Source organism: Chryseobacterium sp. FW101-FHT12H09 (assembly GCF_058790395.1).
In genome coordinates this window covers 972,142-991,265 of the sequence record NZ_JBYTCP010000001.1, presented here as the reverse complement: position 1 = coordinate 991,265, position 19,124 = coordinate 972,142, and the positions used below count along the sequence as shown (strand labels likewise).

General features: G+C 33.6%; 14 protein-coding genes. 9 read left to right on the top strand and 5 right to left on the bottom strand.

Going from position 1 to position 19,124, the window contains the following annotated elements; all coding sequences use genetic code 11:
* Positions 1–16: 16 nt before the first annotated feature.
* Together AC3WRL_RS04480 and AC3WRL_RS04475 are read right to left on the bottom strand one after the other, a co-directional pair.
* Positions 17–907 (bottom strand): DUF72 domain-containing protein, encoded by an 891-nt coding sequence (locus tag AC3WRL_RS04480; protein WP_214832755.1) that lies wholly within the window; start codon positions 905–907, stop codon positions 17–19.
* Between the two features lie 100 nt (positions 908–1,007).
* Entirely contained in the window at positions 1,008–3,050 is a 2,043-nt protein-coding gene (locus AC3WRL_RS04475) for a T9SS type A sorting domain-containing protein (protein WP_492329812.1), read from the bottom strand.
* A gap of 430 nt (positions 3,051–3,480) precedes the next feature.
* On the opposite strand from AC3WRL_RS04475, the gene AC3WRL_RS04470 reads away from it, so the two are divergent.
* Positions 3,481–6,666 carry a TonB-dependent receptor gene (locus AC3WRL_RS04470; RefSeq protein WP_492329811.1) on the top strand — a complete coding sequence of 1,062 codons (3,186 nt, stop codon included), beginning with the start codon at positions 3,481–3,483 and terminating at the stop codon, positions 6,664–6,666.
* Between the two features lie 145 nt (positions 6,667–6,811).
* Here AC3WRL_RS04470 and AC3WRL_RS04465 read toward each other — a convergent pair whose 3' ends face one another.
* From AC3WRL_RS04465 to AC3WRL_RS04455, 3 genes are all read right to left on the bottom strand, one after another.
* Complete coding sequence (locus AC3WRL_RS04465) at positions 6,812–8,470, bottom strand: ribonucleoside-diphosphate reductase subunit alpha (protein ID WP_214832749.1); 1,659 nt, start codon at positions 8,468–8,470, stop codon at positions 6,812–6,814.
* Between the two features lie 59 nt (positions 8,471–8,529).
* On the bottom strand, positions 8,530–8,817 hold the full coding sequence (locus tag AC3WRL_RS04460) for a hypothetical protein (RefSeq protein ID WP_214832746.1): 288 nt from the start codon (positions 8,815–8,817) through the stop codon (positions 8,530–8,532).
* Between the two features lie 73 nt (positions 8,818–8,890).
* Entirely contained in the window at positions 8,891–9,865 is a 975-nt protein-coding gene (locus AC3WRL_RS04455) for a ribonucleotide-diphosphate reductase subunit beta (protein WP_214832744.1), read from the bottom strand.
* 424 nt (positions 9,866–10,289) lie between these two features.
* Here AC3WRL_RS04455 and AC3WRL_RS04450 point away from each other — a divergent pair, with 424 nt between their 5' ends.
* From AC3WRL_RS04450 to AC3WRL_RS04415, 8 genes are all read left to right on the top strand, one after another.
* The gene (locus AC3WRL_RS04450) at positions 10,290–10,979 is read left to right on the top strand and encodes an ABC transporter ATP-binding protein (protein WP_214832742.1); all 690 of its coding nucleotides are present in this window, start codon (positions 10,290–10,292) and stop codon (positions 10,977–10,979) included.
* A gap of 46 nt (positions 10,980–11,025) precedes the next feature.
* Positions 11,026–12,255 carry an ABC transporter permease gene (locus AC3WRL_RS04445; RefSeq protein WP_214832740.1) on the top strand — a complete coding sequence of 410 codons (1,230 nt, stop codon included), beginning with the start codon at positions 11,026–11,028 and terminating at the stop codon, positions 12,253–12,255.
* 61 nt (positions 12,256–12,316) lie between these two features.
* Positions 12,317–13,588 carry an ABC transporter permease gene (locus AC3WRL_RS04440; RefSeq protein WP_214832738.1) on the top strand — a complete coding sequence of 424 codons (1,272 nt, stop codon included), beginning with the start codon at positions 12,317–12,319 and terminating at the stop codon, positions 13,586–13,588.
* A 68-nt stretch (positions 13,589–13,656) separates the two neighbouring features.
* On the top strand, positions 13,657–14,850 hold the full coding sequence (locus AC3WRL_RS04435; RefSeq protein WP_492329810.1) for an efflux RND transporter periplasmic adaptor subunit: 1,194 nt from the start codon (positions 13,657–13,659) through the stop codon (positions 14,848–14,850).
* Positions 14,851–15,037: 187 nt separating this feature from the next.
* Positions 15,038–15,604, top strand: coding sequence for a hypothetical protein (locus tag AC3WRL_RS04430; RefSeq protein WP_214832734.1), 567 nt, complete (start codon positions 15,038–15,040; stop codon positions 15,602–15,604).
* An 11-nt stretch (positions 15,605–15,615) separates the two neighbouring features.
* Complete coding sequence (locus AC3WRL_RS04425; RefSeq protein WP_492329809.1) at positions 15,616–17,136, top strand: glycosyltransferase family 39 protein; 1,521 nt, start codon at positions 15,616–15,618, stop codon at positions 17,134–17,136.
* Positions 17,137–17,166: 30 nt separating this feature from the next.
* Complete coding sequence (gene bla, locus AC3WRL_RS04420) at positions 17,167–17,919, top strand: subclass B1 metallo-beta-lactamase (protein WP_492329808.1); 753 nt, start codon at positions 17,167–17,169, stop codon at positions 17,917–17,919.
* A 142-nt stretch (positions 17,920–18,061) separates the two neighbouring features.
* Positions 18,062–18,967 carry an NAD(P)/FAD-dependent oxidoreductase gene (locus AC3WRL_RS04415; RefSeq protein WP_492329807.1) on the top strand — a complete coding sequence of 302 codons (906 nt, stop codon included), beginning with the start codon at positions 18,062–18,064 and terminating at the stop codon, positions 18,965–18,967.
* Positions 18,968–19,124: the final 157 nt, after the last annotated feature.

Sequence of the window (19,124 nt, the reverse complement as noted above, 5' to 3'; positions counted from 1 at the left end):
GGTGATTTTTTTGGTGTTAAAATAAAGTTCCATTATTTTCAGTAGCCATTTTTGGAACTTGCAGATCAGTTTTCCAATCGTCGTTCATATTTTTTATCAAATAGGCAGATAATAATGGTGATGCTTTTTCAATATTCTGGTGAACGAAAAAATACAGATTCTGAAGACCCTCTTTTTTCCATTCGGTGGCGCGCTTTAACCAATCGTCTAATCTTTCGTAGTCACTTTCTGCATTAGCTCCTACGTAACGGATGAAAGCATTTGGAGTGGTGAGCCTCATATGAAGCATATCTCTTCTTCCTGCCGTGTCTACAATAATATTGGTAATATGATGAGCCTCAAAAAGATCGCAGGTGGTATTAAAGATCTCTTCGTCCGTAAACCATTCAGTGTTTCTGAGTTCTATGGCTAAAGGAACCTCTTTTGGCCACTCTTTAACGAATTTCTCCAGCCTGTCATAATCTTTAGGTTTAAAGTTATCATGTAACTGTAGAAACACCATTCCGAGTTTCTCATTGAAGTTAAGAACTGAAGTTGCAAATTGAGTAACCGGTTCAGTGACATCAATTAATCTTCTGAAATGCGAAACCGTATTGGTAATTTTCGGAAAGAATTTAAAACCTGCCGGTGTTTTCTCTTTCCATGTCAATACCTGATCCGGCGTAGGCATTCCATAGAATGTTGCGTTGAGTTCGATAGAATTAAATTGAGTAGCATAGTAGGTCAATTCATCCTTTGTTCCTTTGGGATAAAATCCTTTAAGATCAGTTTTATTCCATTTAGCACATCCAATAGAGATATTTTCCAATCCCTTTTTATTTTTCTTAAGAATTTCTTTAGTTCTGCTGTGATCTTTTGGTAATGTAAAATCTATTTTTGAAGGATCTTCTACTTGTCCGAATTTCATATTTGAAGTTTTTATGATTGATACTATTATAACAAATATAAAACAAAAAGCAGACAAATATTTTATGATTTCAGATGAAAATGATGAGTTTAAAAAGTGACTAATCTTTCAGTATCTTTTTTGAGATTTCTGTTTTTTCTGTTTTTATTTTTACGATATAAATTCCCTTTGTGTAATTTGAAATATCAATTTTGAAGACTTTTTTATTGAAGTTCCGATCCAGTAATAATCTTCCCAGGCCGTCAACTATTTTTACATTCTTAACCAGATCTGATGATTTTATTTGAAATGTATCTTTTACAGGATTGGGAAAAATATTGGTATTCGTGATCATGTTATCCAGTTTGGAACTCTGTGTCTTTATTGTATTGGGACAATTGGCAGTAAAGCTAATGTCAGGATATTCAGCTTCCAGATTAGTAAGTTGATCAGGATCAACGCATATTGTTAAATTGCTGCCATAACCGAAGAATTCGCATCCTTCCAAAGAACTGTTTTTAATATTTACATGAGTTAGTCCCGACATATTATAAAAACCTACACCTTCTAAAATACTACTGTTTGAAAAATCTAAGTTGGTAACAAGGGGGCAACTTCGAAGTGTCACATACTTTAACATGCTGTTTTGTGAGGTGTTTATACTTGCCAATGAAGAATTATACTCAAAATCTATAGATTCAAGTTGTGGACATTGGGAGAGCTCTAGATTAGGAACTTTTGTATAGGTAAGACCTAAATCTCTCAGTGCTGTACATTGATTTATGTTCAAAGTATTTAATTCTGAGAAATTGTCAAAAGGTGAATTTCCAGGTAAGTTAGAACCGAGATTCAAAGTCTGTATGCCGGAACAGTTTTGAAGATTTAAGCTTTTTAGATCTCTGTTTCCATTTATGCTAAGGTTGGTTAAAGCAGTACAGTTTTGTGCCATGATCTGCTGTAGGTCAAAATGAGCGTTTGATGAATTTAAATCATTGGGAATATCTGCCTTCAGAGTGTTTAGATTTGATAAATTGCTTACATTCAGAATAGCCATATAGCCAGAGGAGTTTGTAATATCTATGTTTTCTAATGCAGTTGCATCACTGAAGTTAACCGTATTTGTGATCGGCTGATTGAATACTTTTAATAGTTTAAGATGGGGAAGACCTGAGAGGTTTAATGATGTCACATTTCCGAAATAAACTCCTGATGTTGTATTATAACCATATCTGTTGTAGAATGATGCATCGAGTTCTTCAAGATTGATTAATCCAGTATTTGAAAAATCAATAGTGGGTACATTAAGACCTTTGACTTTTTTTAATGAAGAACAGCCATTTAGATTTACTGATGTAAAATAAGCTCCCGTTGTATCATAATGATCAGTATCTGCTATGATTTCCTGTAAATTTGTACAATTATTAGCAACAAGATTTATGTCCTGATTTGTATTGGTAAGGGTTATTCCATTTGAACCTAAAACGGATATTTTTGTTAATGAATTTATATTAGGTACGATTATTTTATCTAAACGATTACATGAGGTAAAAGTTAGTGTTTTGATATTACAGCTTTCAATATGGAGCTCTTTAATATTTTTATTATTTAAAATAATATCATCTTTAATCTGAGGACAGTTTTTAAATCTCAGGATTGTAGCTGGATCATAGGGAGCCAAATTAATGTTGGCTACAAAATCATTAACGTCCTTTACTGAGGAGCAATTATTAAATGAAAAGTCAATCGGAACAATATGACTCATTCCCGAATTGTCTATAAATCCTCCTGATCCTTCATAAAGTACTTTTTTAATCACATTATTATTGGTAAAGTTGATCACAGCAGATTTAGAATCCCTAATGTATAATTCCTCTAAATTTTGAAAAAGAAGCGCATCTGCTACAGAACCTGGAAGATTATTAAATGCAGGAATTCCTATTGATTTTATATTTAAAATTTTTACCTGCTGTGCCTCGGATATTTGTATTTCTCCATCACCATTTGAATCTACAGCCATAGGATTTCCATTTAGGTCCTTAGCTATCTCGTTGGAAGGTGTAGAATTTACTATTAAAGCTTTAAACTTTGAATCAGTAAAATTAAGATTTTGTGACTGAGCTATAAAAGAAAAGCTTACACAAAGAGTGAATAAGATTTTGTACATATTGTGTTTTTTAAAACGGTTTTAATTCTTATCAGATTTATTGAGGGAATAATAAATTCTGACATCACAAAAGTAATATTTTTTTACAACCAGTAACTTAGAATTAGTACTATAGTAATTATACTATATTTTTTAACCGTAGTAATACTTAACGACTCATTTCAAATGTTCTCCTATTTTTTAAATGGACATTAATTTAATAAAACTGAAGTCGTTCATATTTGGTTCATTTACAATAAAATATTATTAATTGAATAAAGTGCTTATTTTCAGGAGAATTAACAAAGGACGATATAGTGAATTATGAGAAAGTAATTAAGTTTTTTTTAAGGAAATATTAAACATTATGTGATGTAATGTTAATTGTATGTTACCGCAGTTGCTGTTTGTTGCTTCTAATTTTGCCATACAATTTAGAAGTATAAAAAATATGAAGCGAAAAATAATCTGTGCTTTTGCTCTTCTGTCATTTGGCTTGGCATTTTCACAGGAAACCAGCTCTAAAATTTTCGGAAGATTAAAAGGAATTAATTCTGAAGTTACTGTAAAAGTAATTCATGTTCCTACCAACAGTACCTTTGAAACAAAAAGTAATAACAAAGGACAATTCAGTTTGGATAATCTACAGCCCGGAGGACCTTATACAATAGAAATTTCCGATGGTTCACAAGTTATCTATTCGAATACAAATGTGCAACTTTCACTGGGAAGTAATGACTTACCGGTTGTAGAGATTAAAGACAGAGAAAAAGTAATAGATGAGGTAAAGCTCACTTCTAAAAGAACAACTGTAAAAAATGGTGTTGGAATTACCCAGGCACAAATTTCTGGACTTCCAAATATAAACCGTGGAATTCAGGACGTTACCAAGCTTGTTCCACAAAGTGCCAATAACTCTTTTAACGGAACTAACTTCCGTTATAACAACGTTACGATAGATGGATCAATTAATAATGATGCCATTGGTTTCAGTCCATCATTAGGAGGACAAACCGGAACATCGGGGATGCCGGGAAGTAGTACCCGTTCCAATTCAATAAGTTTGGATGCCATTCAGGACGTACAGGTATATATTGCTCCTTATGATGTTAAATTAGGAAACTTTCTTGGAGGAAGTATTAATGCTGTTACCCGCAGTGGTAGTAATAATGTAGAGGGATCTTTTTATGTGTATGGGCGTAACGCATCTATCACAGGAAGAAACAGAGCAGGTGATAATTCAAAAATGCCAAGTTCTTTTGAAGATTTTATTTATGGGGGTAGAGTAGGTTTGCCTATCGTAAAAGATAAAGTATTTTTATTCACCAATCTTGAATATACCAAAAGAACAGACCCTGTTTTCTATAATGCAAATGATCCCAACGGACTGGTTAATGACGCGGTTGCCCAGCAAATTTCTGATTTTGTACGTACCAAATATGGCTTTAATACAGGAAGCTTTAACCAGTATAATAACTTTTCAGAAAGTGCTAAGCTTTTTAATAAAATCGATTGGAAGATCAATGATAAACACACGTTATCAATTAAGAATAATACGGTGTTTTCACAAGCTTCAAACCTTGAAAGAGATGGTGCTAATTTCAGATTTTCAAGCATGGACTTTATTCAGAAAAACAATGCTTCTACCACTACTTTAGAGCTGAAGAGCCGTTTTAATGATAAATGGAATAATAATTTGGTGCTAGGATACTCTTCTATAAATGATTACAGAGACCCTACTTCTTCCAATGCGATGTTCCCACAGGTGGAAATAGGATATAATGGCGGAACTATTTTATTAGGAAACGACAGAGAGGCTACGGTTTTCAATATGAAACAAAAAACGTTTGAAATTACCGATAACCTAACTTATAAAACAGGTAATCATACTTTCTTATTAGGAACACACAATGAATTATATAATATCGATTATGGTTTTGTAAATGCTCTTAATGGCAGGATTTCTTATAAGAGCCTTGCAGATTTCTACAATTCAAATCCTGCAAGAATAAGAGGAACCTATCCATTTAATGGAGACAGCAGAGAAACGATTTTCAATAACCCATACGCTTCATATAAAGTTAATCTTCTTTCATTATACTTTCAGGATGAGATCAACTGGGGAAGATTACGTTTGTCTCCTGGTGTAAGAGTAGATTATACTGATCTTCCAAATAAACCACTTTTAAGTACAAAGGTTAATAATTCTCCACAGGATCCTAATATCGGAAATACCTATAATTATACACCTTTAAGCCAGCTTACAAATAAATATCTTAATAAACCGACATTGTCTCCAAGATTAGGATTTACGTATGATCTTACAGAAGATAGATCTGTAGTATTAAGAGGAGGTTCTGGTATTTTTGTGGGAAGAATTCCCTTTGCATGGTTAGGATATGCTTATTATAATGATGGGGTAGGTTTTGGAAGCTATGATTATAATGCACCAACTACAGCACAGCTTGCAGCTAATGGTGATCCATTGGTAAGTGATAATTTTGCTAATTGGCAAAACTCTTCAAAAGTTCAGGTAGACCTTATTGATAATAATTTTAAAATGCCAAAAGTTTGGAGAAGCTCATTGGGCGTAGATTATACTGTTGGAGGATATAAACTGACATTAGAAGGTATCTATACTAAAGTACTTTATGATCTGAAATTCCAGCAGGTTAATAAAACAGATAATGTAACGTATTATAGCTATGATGTGAATCATCAGATGCCAATCTATACCACAAATATCAATAGTAATTTTTCTAATGCCTATCTTTTATCCAATACCAAGGAAGGGTATCGATATAACGTAACAGCACAGATTTCCAAGTCTTATAATTTCGGGTTTAACTTCTTTGCAGCATATACGTATGGAGATGCAAAAGATATTACAAATGGTATCAGAAACTCTATGGAAAGTAACTGGCAGATGAATCAGTCTCTGACTCCTAATGATCCTCAGTTAACGACCTCTAATTTTGCCATTAAAAATAGAATTGTAGCAAATCTTGGCTATGGTTTAAATCTTTCTCAATCAAATAAATTATCAGCTAATGTATATTTCAATGCTCAATCGGGGAATCCTTTCTCTTGGGGCTTTGTGAACAGTACCATTGCTAATACAGGACAGGCTGCGGGATTGGCATATATCTTCAAAGATGCTACTGAAGCAGCTAAGTATATAGTTCCTATAAAAGATGCAGGAGGAACTGTTTTAGTAACGGCTCAACAGCAGATTGCTGATTATGAGAATTTTGTTAATAGTAATAAATATCTAAGCAGTAGAAGAGGAACATTTACTCAAAGAAATGGAGACGTTACACCATGGAACATACAGGCTGATATCAGAATTATGGATGAGATCAGATTGAGTGAAAAGTCTAAAAATACCTTACAGATTTCTTTAAGCATTATCAACTTTACAAATCTTTTAAATAAAGATTGGGGTAAAGTGTATTTTGTACCTAACACCTTCAACTCAACAGCCAGTGTGGGTCTTACGAAAGTTGGAAATGTAGCGACAGGGCAACCTGGGGCTGGAGATCCTACTTACAATTTTAAATCTCCGGGTTTACCTTATACCATTGATCAGTTTGCATCAAGGTTTCAGGCACAAGTGGGGGTTCGATATAATTTTTAATTTTTACTTTATATATTCTTTCAAGAGTCCAGATTTTCTTTCTGGGCTTTTTTATTTTATATAACCCTGTATTAAAGAATTTAATAAAAATAAAAAAAGCACGCTTTTAAACGTGCTTCATATATAAATGTTTATTATTTGTGGTCTAAGCTTCGCAGCTTGAACATGATACAAAGTTCACCATCATTTCTTTAGATACAGATGAGCTTCTTTGATAATATAATGTTTTTACTCCTTTTTTCCATGCTTCGATATATAGATAGTTTACATCTTTTACAGGCATTGTGGATGGAATTTGTAAATTCAATGATTGAGCCTGATCGATATACTGCTGTCTTTGAGCAGCCTGAGAAATAATCTCCATTGGAGAGATCTCCTTGAATGTTTTAAATACCGCTTTTTCTTCCTCTGTTAATTCAGTTAAATGCTGAACAGAACCATGATTCAACATGATCGTTCTCCATGTTTCTTCATTATCTAATCCTTTTTCTTCTAATAATTTTGCTAGATACTTGTTCTTACGCATAAAGTTTCCTTTAGCCAAACCAGCTTTATAATAATTAGACGCAAAAGGCTCAATTCCAGGAGAAGTTTGACCTAAAATAGCAGAACTTGAAGTCGTAGGAGCAATAGCCATTGTGGTTGTATTCCTCAATCCGTAACCTTTCAACAATTCAGGTTCTCCATAGATATTAGCTAATTCTCTTGAAGCTTGTTCTGATTGTTCTTTAATATGTTTGAAAGCTCTTGCATTGAATTGAGTTGCCTCAAAGCTTTCAAAAGGGATCATATTTTTTTGTAAATAAGAATGATATCCTAAAACTCCTAATCCAAGAGCTCTGTGGCGCATTGCAAAGTTTCTTGCTCCCTGTAGGTAATAGTTTCCTTCTGTTTTGTCAATAAATTCAGTTAAAACAGCATCCAGGAAATAAACAGCAAGTTTTACAGCATCAGTATCTTTCCATTCGTCATATAGTTCCAGGTTCATGGAAGATAAACAACAAATAAATGATTCTTCTCTTGTAGAAGGAAGCATGATTTCAGAACAAAGGTTACTTGCATTTACTGTTAATCCTAAATCCTTATAAACCTGTGGCTTGTTTCTGTTAACGTTATCTGTAAAGAAAATATAAGGAAGCCCTTTTTGTTGACGGCTTTCTAAAACTCTCGCCCATATTTTACGCTTATCCATATCACCATCGATCATATCCTGCATCCAGTAATCAGGAACGCAGATTCCCGTAAATAAATTCTGGATAGGACTTCCGATGTCTTTAATAGATAAAAATTCTTCAATGTCACCGTGGTCAATATCCAGGTAAGCTGCAAAAGCACCCCTTCTCACACCTCCTTGAGATACTACATCCATTGCTGTATCAAACAATTTCATGAAAGAAACAGCTCCCGAAGATTTTCCATTGTCAGTTACAGCAGTTCCTCTGTTACGAAGTTCTCCGAAATATCCTGAAGTTCCACCTCCAATTTTTGTCTGCATGATCACCTCACCCATTTTATGAGTAATTCCTTCAATACTATCTGGAATATGAACGTTGAAGCAAGAAATAGGAAGGCCTCTCTGAGTTCCCATATTTGCCCAAACCGGAGAAGAGAAACTGATCCAACCCTTAGTGATCATTTCTTTAAAAGCCGGTTGTAATTCTGGTTTATATAATTTTTTGGCAGCCGCAGTGGTAATTCTGTCGATAGCCCCGTCTACAGTTTCCCCTTTTAACAGATATCCTCTGTTTAGCATTTGCTCAGACTCCTCGTTGAGCCACCATATATTGGTACTTTGTTCCTCCATAGTTGTTATATTTTCGAATTCCAGGATGCCTATATCGTATATCCAGAAATTTTGTGTTATTAAATTGTTTGTAAGAATTCTACTTTGTGGGAATCATTCAGCCCACTCTCATCTCTTCGTTTTTGGAACTCTTTAAAAGATGGTGTATTCAAAACCTCATGTTGTACTTCTTCATTGATGTAATTGGAATAATGCAAAAATGTTACACCATCCTCTTTTACATATACTTTGTATTCAAATGTTGACTGATCCAATTGCTTGAAATCATCCAGAAACTTTTGAACATTCACTTTATTTTCTGAAACAAATTCAGGTTTTACAGTATAAGATACAATTACGTTGATCATCGTTTGTGCTTTGGTTATTATTACTCGGAATAACAGATTGCTAATAAAGTTTTTGTAAGGAACCTGTTTTCAATTAAAACAAATCGTTTGCTGTAATACTCTTATCGTGTTTTGTGTAATCTACGGGTCTTTTAGCAAAGAAATCATCCATAGAGTTAGCGAAAACTTCTTCTTCAAACCATTTCATTGGTCGATACTGTTCAGGAGAAATGTTGTAACGAGTGTCCATATTGATTTTCTTTAAGCTGTCATCAACACGGTATTTCATGAAGTTTAACAAATCTTCTTTTGAGAAGACAGTTAATTCCCCTAATTCGAAGATCCAGTCTACAATTTCCCCTTCTAATTCTACAGATTGATCTACCAATGTATAGATATCTTCAATATCAGAATCCGTTAATAATTCCGGTTGTTCCTCACGGATTTTATTGATTAAATAAATTCCTGCATTAGCATGAATTTGTTCATCTATTGAAGTCCAAGCGATGATATTCGAAACATTTTTCATATACCCTTTAAATCTTGTGAAAGAAAGGATGATCGCAAATTGCGAGAAAAGAGATACGTTTTCGATCAGTATACTGAACAATAAAAGTGAAGAAACATATTCTTTCGGTGTTGAAGAATTAGCATGCTTAAGAACGTTTGACAAGAAGTCAATTCTCTTCTTCACAGCAGGAACTTCTATTACATTTGTGAATTCTTCATTATATCCTAGTACCTCTACTAGACGGGAATAAGCTTCAGAATGGCGAAATTCGCATTCTGCAAAAGTAGCTCCAAGACCGTTCAATTCAGGCTTTGGTAAGTGGTTGTATAGGTTTCCCCAGAATGTCTTTACAGACACCTCTATCTGTGCAATTGCTAAAAGTGCATTTTTCACAGCATTTTTTTCGTGCGGTTCTAACTGCGAATGAAAATCCTGAACATCTGCAGTAAAATCCACTTCCGAATGCACCCAAAACGATTTATTAATCGCTTCTACAAATTGAAGAACCTCAGGGTATTCAAATGGCTTGTAACTTACTCTCTTATCAAAAATTCCCATATTAAAATGTCTTTAAATTAAAATAATTAGATCACTGTGGATAAAAATCAAAGAATAAATAACGGCTTGATTTGTTGGAACTTATATTTAAAAGTTTTTCACAAGAAAAGTGTTTTTATTATTTGCTAGTGCGAAGCACAAAGTTCGAAAAAAAGAACTGATTTTGAAAGGGGTAAATACTAATTGGCTGACTTTTAACCGTAAAAGTTTTCCACATTTACATGAAACAAGCACTGATATTGGTTTACATAGAATAATACACCTGAAATAAATATTTTTGATAAGTTACAGTTAAACACATGTTCTTAAACATCTATTAATAAAGCTTTAATATATTAAACAGTAAAATATTATAATAAATTTTTATTCTTGTAACAAAATCAAAATATCTTCTACTTATTGAGTATAAAACATAGATCACTTAATGTTAGTAATTCAGGATTTAAATAAATCATACGATACAGGCAAAAGTAAACTGCACGTTCTCAAGGGTATTAATCTTAATATCGCTGAAGGTGAGTTTGTTTCCATCATGGGAAGTTCAGGTTCCGGAAAGTCCACACTCCTTAATATTATAGGTATTCTGGATGAAAAGGATTCAGGTACTTATGAGCTGGATGGAGTTCCAATCGAACATTTATCTGAAATAAAGGCTGCTGAATACAGAAGTAAATTCCTGGGGTTTATTTTTCAGTCTTTTAACTTGATCGGATATAAAACAGCTTTAGATAATGTTGCCCTTCCTTTATATTACCAAAATGTACCAAGGAAAGAGCGTAACCAGAAAGCAATGGAATATTTGGAAAAAGTAGGTCTTGCTCAATGGGCGACCCACCTTCCAAACGAACTTTCAGGAGGACAGAAACAAAGAGTAGCTATTGCAAGAGCTTTGATTACCAATCCTAAAATTGTATTGGCAGATGAGCCTACGGGTGCTTTGGATTCAAAGACCACACATGATATTATGAAGCTGCTTCAGGATATTAATGATGAGGGAAAAACCATCATTGTGGTTACTCACGAACCAGACGTTGCGGCACAAACCAAAAGAAACGTTATTTTAAAAGATGGAATCATTGAAAGTGATGAGTTTATAAAGCAGGTTGTTTTGTAAATAGTGAATACTAAGGAGACTTTAAAAAAGTAAAAAAAGTAAAATTATGTTTGACCTGGATCGGTGGCAGGAAATATTCAGTTCTATTCGCAGTAATGTATTGCGAACGGTACTTTCTGGATTTACGGTAGCGTTGGGGTTATTTATCTTTATCGTTCTTTTTGGAATTGGTAAAGGTTTGCAAAATGCTTTTACAGAGGGTTTTGCACGAGATGCTCAAAACCTGATTTCCATTTTTACAGGAAAAACCACAGTTGCTTATAAAGGACTACAGTCTGATCGTACCGTTACGATGAATAATGATGACTATGATTTCCTGGTTAATGAGGATAAAGAAAAAGTAGGCTATTCTACTCCGAGATATCAGACTAGTTTATTAGTGAAGTATGGTAAGGAAAGTGGCAACTACCAGGTTAATGGAGGAGATCCTGAAGAAAAATTTATAGAGAACAGAAAGATTCTTGAGGGTCGTTACCTTAATCCTTCAGATCTTGACAGGAAACAAAATGTCGCTGTAATAGGGAGAATGGTGCAACGTGACTTGATCAAAAATGGAAGTCCTATAGGAAAAGACTTGAATATTAATGGAACCATGTTCAAGGTAGTTGGTGTATTTTCTGATGATGGTGGAGACTGGGATGAAAGACATATTTCGGTACCTATTACGACTTTACAGCAAATGAAGAAAGGGTCGGATACCGTAAGTACTGTGTATATTGCCTATAATGAGAAACTAAATCCTCAGGAAGCCATAAAATATGGTAATGAGCTTAAAGATAGATTAAAAGCCAGAAAAAGTGTTTCGCCAGATGATGAAAACGGAGTCCGGGTATGGAATAATGCCGAGAATATGAATGATACATTCATGTTTATGGCTGTACTTACAGGGATTGTAGGTTTTATTGGAATGGGAACCCTGATTGCCGGAATTATCGGAATCAGTAATATTATGGTTTACATTGTTAAAGAAAGAACCAAAGAAATTGGCGTGAGAAAAGCTATTGGTGCAAAACCCAGAAGTATTGTTGCTTTAATTGTTCAGGAAAGTGTAGTGATTACAGTAATTTCAGGACTTGTTGGAGTTGGCTTAGGAATATTGGCACTCAGCTTAATGGGAGACCGACTTGAGGAATATTTTATAAAAAACCCAAGTGTAGGAGGGACTGAGATCTTCATGGCATTTTTAGCTTTGGTATTTTCAGGGCTTATAGCAGGCTTTGTTCCCGCCTATAGAGCATCGAAAATTAAACCTATAGAAGCATTGCGATCAGAATAAAATCTGACAACTTATTTGATAATAATATAAAACGTATAATTCAAACTCATAACTAGCATCAATGAACATCTTATTTAAAAAGGATACCTGGCAGGAAATTTATTATTCATTGAGAAATAATAAACTTCGGACATTCCTTACCATGATCGGTGTGGGTTGGGGTATGTTTTTATATGTAAGTCTGCTTGGAGCAGCAAAAGGAATGGAGAATGGTTTTGATAAATTATTCTCAGGCTTTGCTACAAATTCTATTTTTCTATGGGCTCAGAAAACTTCCATTCCTTATGAAGGTTTTCCAAAAGGAAGAGAGATGAAACTACATCTGCCTGATATGGAAATGTTGAAGAGAAAAGTTCCTGAAATAGATTATATATCGCCACAAAATGCAAGAGGAAGTTTTACAGGAACACCTGGAGAAGCGATGTCAAAAAATGGTAAGAGTGCTACCTATTCACTTACTGGAGATTATCCTGTAGGAAATAAAATTTCTGAGAAAAAACTTATTTTCGGACGCTATATTAACGATGCCGATTTATCAGGAAATAAAAATGTAGCTGTAATTGGTGAGGAAGTGTATAAAAACTTTTTTGACTCTAAAAAGAAAGAAAATCCGATCGGAAAATCAATAAATATCAAAGGACTCTTTTTTAATATCATTGGTGTTTTCAGAGTGAAAAAGGGAGGCGGTTTTGAAAATGACCGTACCGTGTTTATTCCACTTTCTACCTACACGAAAATGTATAATGCCGGAGATAATATAGATATGTTTGCGATTGTAGGAAGGTCGGAAGCAGATCTAAAAGTGGTAGAGGAAAAAGTAAAACAAGTTTTAAAGCTTAAAAATAAAGTTTCACCAGAAGATACTAATGCTTTCGGAAGTTTCAATCTCGGAAAAGAATTTGGAAAATTAACCGGATTTTTAACAGGTATGCAGCTTTTGACGATTATTGTAGGAACATTAACGATTCTTGCAGGCGTTATTGCGATTTCAAATATCCTATTGATCACGGTAAAAGAAAGAACTAAGGAGATAGGAATCAGGAGAGCTTTAGGAGCAAAGCCTTCTGAGGTAAGAAATCAGATTTTGCTGGAAAGTGTTGTTATAACACTGTCTTCGGGATTACTCGGGTTTATGTCTGGAATATTTGTGCTTATGATTCTGAATATGATAACGCAGAATCAGGATGCCTTTCCATTTTATAATCCCACGGTAAATTATGGGAATGTATTTGCCGCGATGGCGGTGATGGTGATTTTGGGACTTATTATTGGAATGATCCCTGCCCAGAGAGCTGTAAAAATAAGACCTATCGAGGCATTAAGATCTGAATAATTTGAAATTAATAATTGCAAGATTATCTTAAAATTTTAAACCATTTAAATAAAAAATAAACTAGATATATGAAAAAGAAATTCACTTGGAAAAAAGCCATTTATATACTGTTTGGGCTTTTATTTGCAGTGGCATTATTCTCAGGAATTGGTTATCTTATAAAATCTAATTCTAAAGAGAGTGAGGCTTTCCTTACGCGGAAACCAACGATCCAGAATATGGATGATAAAGTAATGGCGACAGGAAAAATTATCCCAAAAGAAGAAATTGAAATCAAACCGAACATTGCAGGTATCATTGATAAGATTTTAGTAGATGAAGGAGATAAAGTGGTCGCTGGACAATTGGTTGCTACAGTAAGGATTATTCCAAATATTGCTGATGTAAATAATGCGCAACAAGAAGTTGAAAACTCTCAGCTTCAGATCAATAATGCTAAGATGAATGTAGAAAATATGCAGAAGCAATTTGATATGCAGCAGAAATTATATAGTCAGGGAGTGATCTCAAAACAGGATTTTTTAAACTCTCAGCAGCAATTATATTCTCAGCAACAATCTCTTAAAAATGCAAATCAGCAATTTCAGACAGCACAAAAAAGATTGCAGATCGTGAAAACAGGTGCTACACCGGAATTGCAAGGTTTTGCGACAACTCAGATCCGTTCTAAAGCAGCAGGAACTGTTCTTGAGGTTCCTGTAAAAGTAGGAAGTCAGGTAATTGAGGCTAACTCTTTCAATGCCGGAACTACGATTTGTTCTATTGCAGATCTTAATTTGTTAATCTTCCAAGGGGAAATTGATGAAGCTCAGGCAGGAAAACTAAAGCAGGGAATGAATATGAATATCGTTATCGGTGCTCTGCAAAATAAAACATTCCCAGGGAAATTAACGATGATCGCTCCTAAAGGAAAAGACAATCTGGGTACCATAAAATTCCCGGTTGAAGGTGATGTATTTAATCCAAATAATGAGTATATCAGAGCAGGTTTTTCAGCCAATGGAGAGATCGTATTGAATTCTCAGAAAAATGCTTTACTATTGGATGAGTCACTTGTTCAATATGAAAAGAGTAATGGTAAGGACAAATCTTTTGTTGAAGTAAAACAGGCAGATGGAAAATTCAAAAAAGTATATGTGAAATTAGGTGCTAGCGATGGTATCAATGTACAGGTGCTTTCAGGAATCGATAAAAATTCTGAAGTCAAAGTTTGGAACCCTTCTGATAAAGACAAAGAAGAGCTTAAAGAAAAGAAAAAATAATAAACTAATCAGATAAATTTTATCTTGTCCCGGGAATTCTTTTCCGGGATTTTTTATGAGAAGTATTCCAGGGAGTATTCTTAAAATAATTATCTTAGATTTTAAAGGTTTTAGTAATGAAATTGAATTTTGAAATGTTTTACAAGAAAGGATTTTATAAATTTGAATTATTCATAATAACATAATTATGTGTAGATACGCAGGAAAAACATATAAATCTAATTACGCCTGTTTTAAATGTAGAAAATCCTTTAAACAAGTGAATCCTAATGATATTCTATTGAGAATAAAGAAGGATAAAGTCTTTCATGAGCTTAATGGAAAATCGATAAGGAAGGTCGGGCAAATTTTCACAAAAGCAGAAAGAAGTAAATTATTAGAATTGATTAATGAAATAGAGTCAAGACCAATAAAATGTCCCCAATGTGGAAGTCTTATGGCGGATTTAGGGAAGGATTTTAGAGTGCCTAGAAAAGCGGCAATTAAAGAATGGGAAATTGTAGAAGGGCTTTTTAGAACAGGTAGGTACTTTTATAGTTGTGGTTGTAATGGAATTGGATATATCCCACAAAATTTAAATGATTATAAGGATTATTTAAAAAAAGCATTGAATAAATATCAGGGTTGTATTATATATTATGAAGGTAAAACTGAGATTGAATATCCAGATAAAATGGAAAGGATAGATTATTGGAATCAGAAAATACACAATGTTAAAGATGAAATGATAAAACAGAAATTTGATATGAATTAATTTAGTGAATGATGAAAAAAAATATCCTCATTCTTTTTCTTTTTGTTGTGATTAAGTTTGTTCTTCAATATTCTTTGATAGGACCAGAATATGAACTGCATCGCGATGAATATTTGCATCTTGATCAGGCCAACCATTTGGCTTGGGGTTATTTATCAGTGCCGCCTCTCAATTCATGGTTAGCTTGGCTGGTTCAGCTTTTTGGAAATTCTGTTTTCTGGGTTAAATTTTTTCCCGCTCTGTTTGGTGCTTTAACGATTGTTGTGGTTTGGCAGATTATAGAAGAATTGAAGGGTAGTTTATACGCTCAGATTTTAGCTGCAACAGGGATTTTACTCTCCGTACTTCTTCGGTTAAATATGCTTTTTCAACCTACTTCTTTAGAAGTATTACTGTGGATATTAATGTATTATGTTCTTATTAGATATTTTAATACTGAAAAAGTGAAATGGCTTTATATTGGGGCTGTTATTTTTGGTCTGGGCTTTCTAAATAAATATAATATTGCATTCCTGCTCCTTGGTATTATTCCTGCTTTACTGATAAGTAAGCAAAGGAAGATATTTCTGAATCCTCACCTTTATTCAGCCAGTTTCCTTGCATTGCTTGTTATTTTGCCTAATCTATTATGGCAGTATCATAATGATTTTCCTGTGATTCATCACATGAAGGAGCTTTCAGAGAGACAGCTGGCCCATGTTGATCGGTTTGATTTTCTAAAGTCTCAGATTTTATTTTTTATAGGTTCTGTTTTTATCATTTTTGCGGGATTCTACGCATTGCTTTTTTATAAACCTTTTGAAAGATTCAGGTTTTTCTTTTGGAATTATGTATTTGTAATTGCATTATTCCTGTTTTTTAAAGCTAAAGACTATTATGCAATTGGTTTGTATCCTATTTATATTGCTTTTGGCTCTGTATATTTAGGCTGTCTTTTTGAAAAAGGCCGGACAAGAATTTTGCGGGCGATAGCGATAATGTTGCCAATACTGTTGTTCCTACCATTATATCAGGTGGCTTTTCCAAACAAAAGTCCTCGATATATTCTTGACCATCAGGAAAAGTATAAAAGATTTGGACTGCTACGTTGGGAGGATGGGAAAGATCATTCATTGCCACAAGATTTTGCAGATATGCAGGGGTGGAAAGAATTAGCTCAAAAAGTAGATAAAGAATATTCCAAATTATCAAAGACAGGAAAAACGCTAGTTCTATGCGACAATTATGGCCAGGCTGGATCTATTAATTACTATTCAAAGATGGGAATAAAAGCTGTCTCGTTTAATGCCGATTATATCAACTGGTTTAATCTGGACCAAAAATATTCTAACCTGATAAGAATAAAAGACAATGATCATAATGATGAATTAAAAGAGACTGGTCCATATTTTGAAATTTCAAAAAAGGTAGATTCGATTACCAATCCTTTTGCCAGAGAAAAAGGTACTCTTATTTTTAGTTTCAAAGGAGCGAAAATAGATATCAGGATGAAAATAAAAAAAGAAATTGATGATACTAAAAGTGAGTATTAAAAGTTTTATTTTTACTGAAAAGAAGTAAAAATGAAAGCATTTTTTAAAGTCCTGTGTTTATTCGTAATAACTGTTTTAAGTTGTAGTTTTCAGAAAGCCAAATCAATAGATCCTAAAGTTGTTTATGAGTCTGAAAATCTGGTTGTCAGACAGTTATCTAAAAATGTTTATCAACATATTTCATATCTTAATACTGAAACATATGGGAAAGTTCCTTGTAACGGGATGGTTGTGAAAGATGGAAATGAAGCTGTCATTTTCGATACTCCGTCCGATGATACAAGTTCTGCAGAATTGATCAAATGGATTAAAGGTAGTCTGAATGTTAAAATTAATGCTGTCATAGCAACTCATTTTCATAATGACTGTGTAGGAGGTTTAAAAGAGTTTAAGAAGAATAATATCCCTTCTTATGGCAGTAATAAGACTATAGCATTGGCAAAAAAGAATAAATTTAATGTTCCTGATCGTGGATTTGATAAGACTTTAACTTTACATGTTGGCAAGCAAAAAGTATATGCAACATTTTTTGGTGAAGGACACACCAGAGATAATGTGGTGGGATATTTTCCTAATGAGAATGTGATGTTTGGTGGGTGTTTAGTTAAAGAAGTTGATGCGACTAAAGGATATCTTGAAGATTCTAATGTAAAAGCATGGTCTGAAACTGTTGAAAAAGTAAAAAAAGCATATCCGGATGTAAAAATAGTAATTCCCGGGCACGGAGAAGTTGGAGGACAGGAATTACTGGATTATACCATCAAGTTGTTTAAAGTAGAGTAGTTCTGCTAATCGGGATATGAGAAGTTTACGATTTTAACTGATTGAATGCAATCAGTTTTTTTTGTGATTATTTTATTATTGCAATTTAGTTGCATTATTTAAAATTTATTCTATCTTTGTCATTGTAATTTTATTTAAAAACATGGAAAACGACAACTTTGATGTTATTATAATTGGAGGAAGTTATGCTGGGCTTTCTGCGGGAATGGCTCTGGGAAGATCCCTAAGAAATGTTTTAATTATTGATAGTGGAAGACCGTGTAATGAGCAAACGCCACATTCTCATAATTTTCTGACTCAGGATGGTAAAACACCACAAGAGATTAGTAAGGAAGCAAGAAGACAGGTTGAAAAATATAATTCAGTACAATTTGACGATGATATCGTGGTAAGCGCAAAAAAAGCCACAAAAGGTTTTGAAGTGAAGACGTTGTCAGGAAAAAGATTTAAATCTAAGAAGCTAGTTATTGCTACGGGAATTAGAGACGTAAAACCCGATATTCCAGGTTTTAATGAATGTTGGGGGATTTCTGTTCTGCATTGTCCGTATTGCCATGGATTTGAAGTTAAAAATGAAACCACAGGAATTATAGCCAATGGAGATTTTGCTTTTGAGTTTTCAAAAATGATCATTCACTGGACTAAGGATCTCAGTTTATTCACTAATGGAAAATCAGAGCTTACAGAAGATCAAATAAGACAATTGACCAGGAAAGATATTCAGATCAATGAAAATAAAATTGATCAATTAGAACATACGAATGGGAAAATTAAAAATATACTTTTTAAGGATGGAAGTAAACACCCATTAAAAGCTATTTATGCGAAAGTTCCTTTTGAACAAAACCTAAACGTTTCAGACGATTTAGGAGTTGAACTCACTGAATTTGGCCATATCAAAACAGATCCATTTTATAAAACAAATGTTTTCGGAGTGTATGCTTGTGGTGACAACTCATCCATGATGCGTTCTGTAGCTAATGCTGTGGGATCAGGAAATACAGTGGGTGCTATGGTAAATAAGGAACTAATTGAAGAAGAATTTTAATTAAATTTTAAGTGTTTTAGTAATTCCCTGTTGGACTAATACAACAGGGAATTTTTTTGAAAAAATACATAAAATGATATTGAAATTAAAGATATTTTATGAAATTTTATTCCAAAAATCATATTTAACCGTACTAAATTCTTGGAGGAAATTCCGT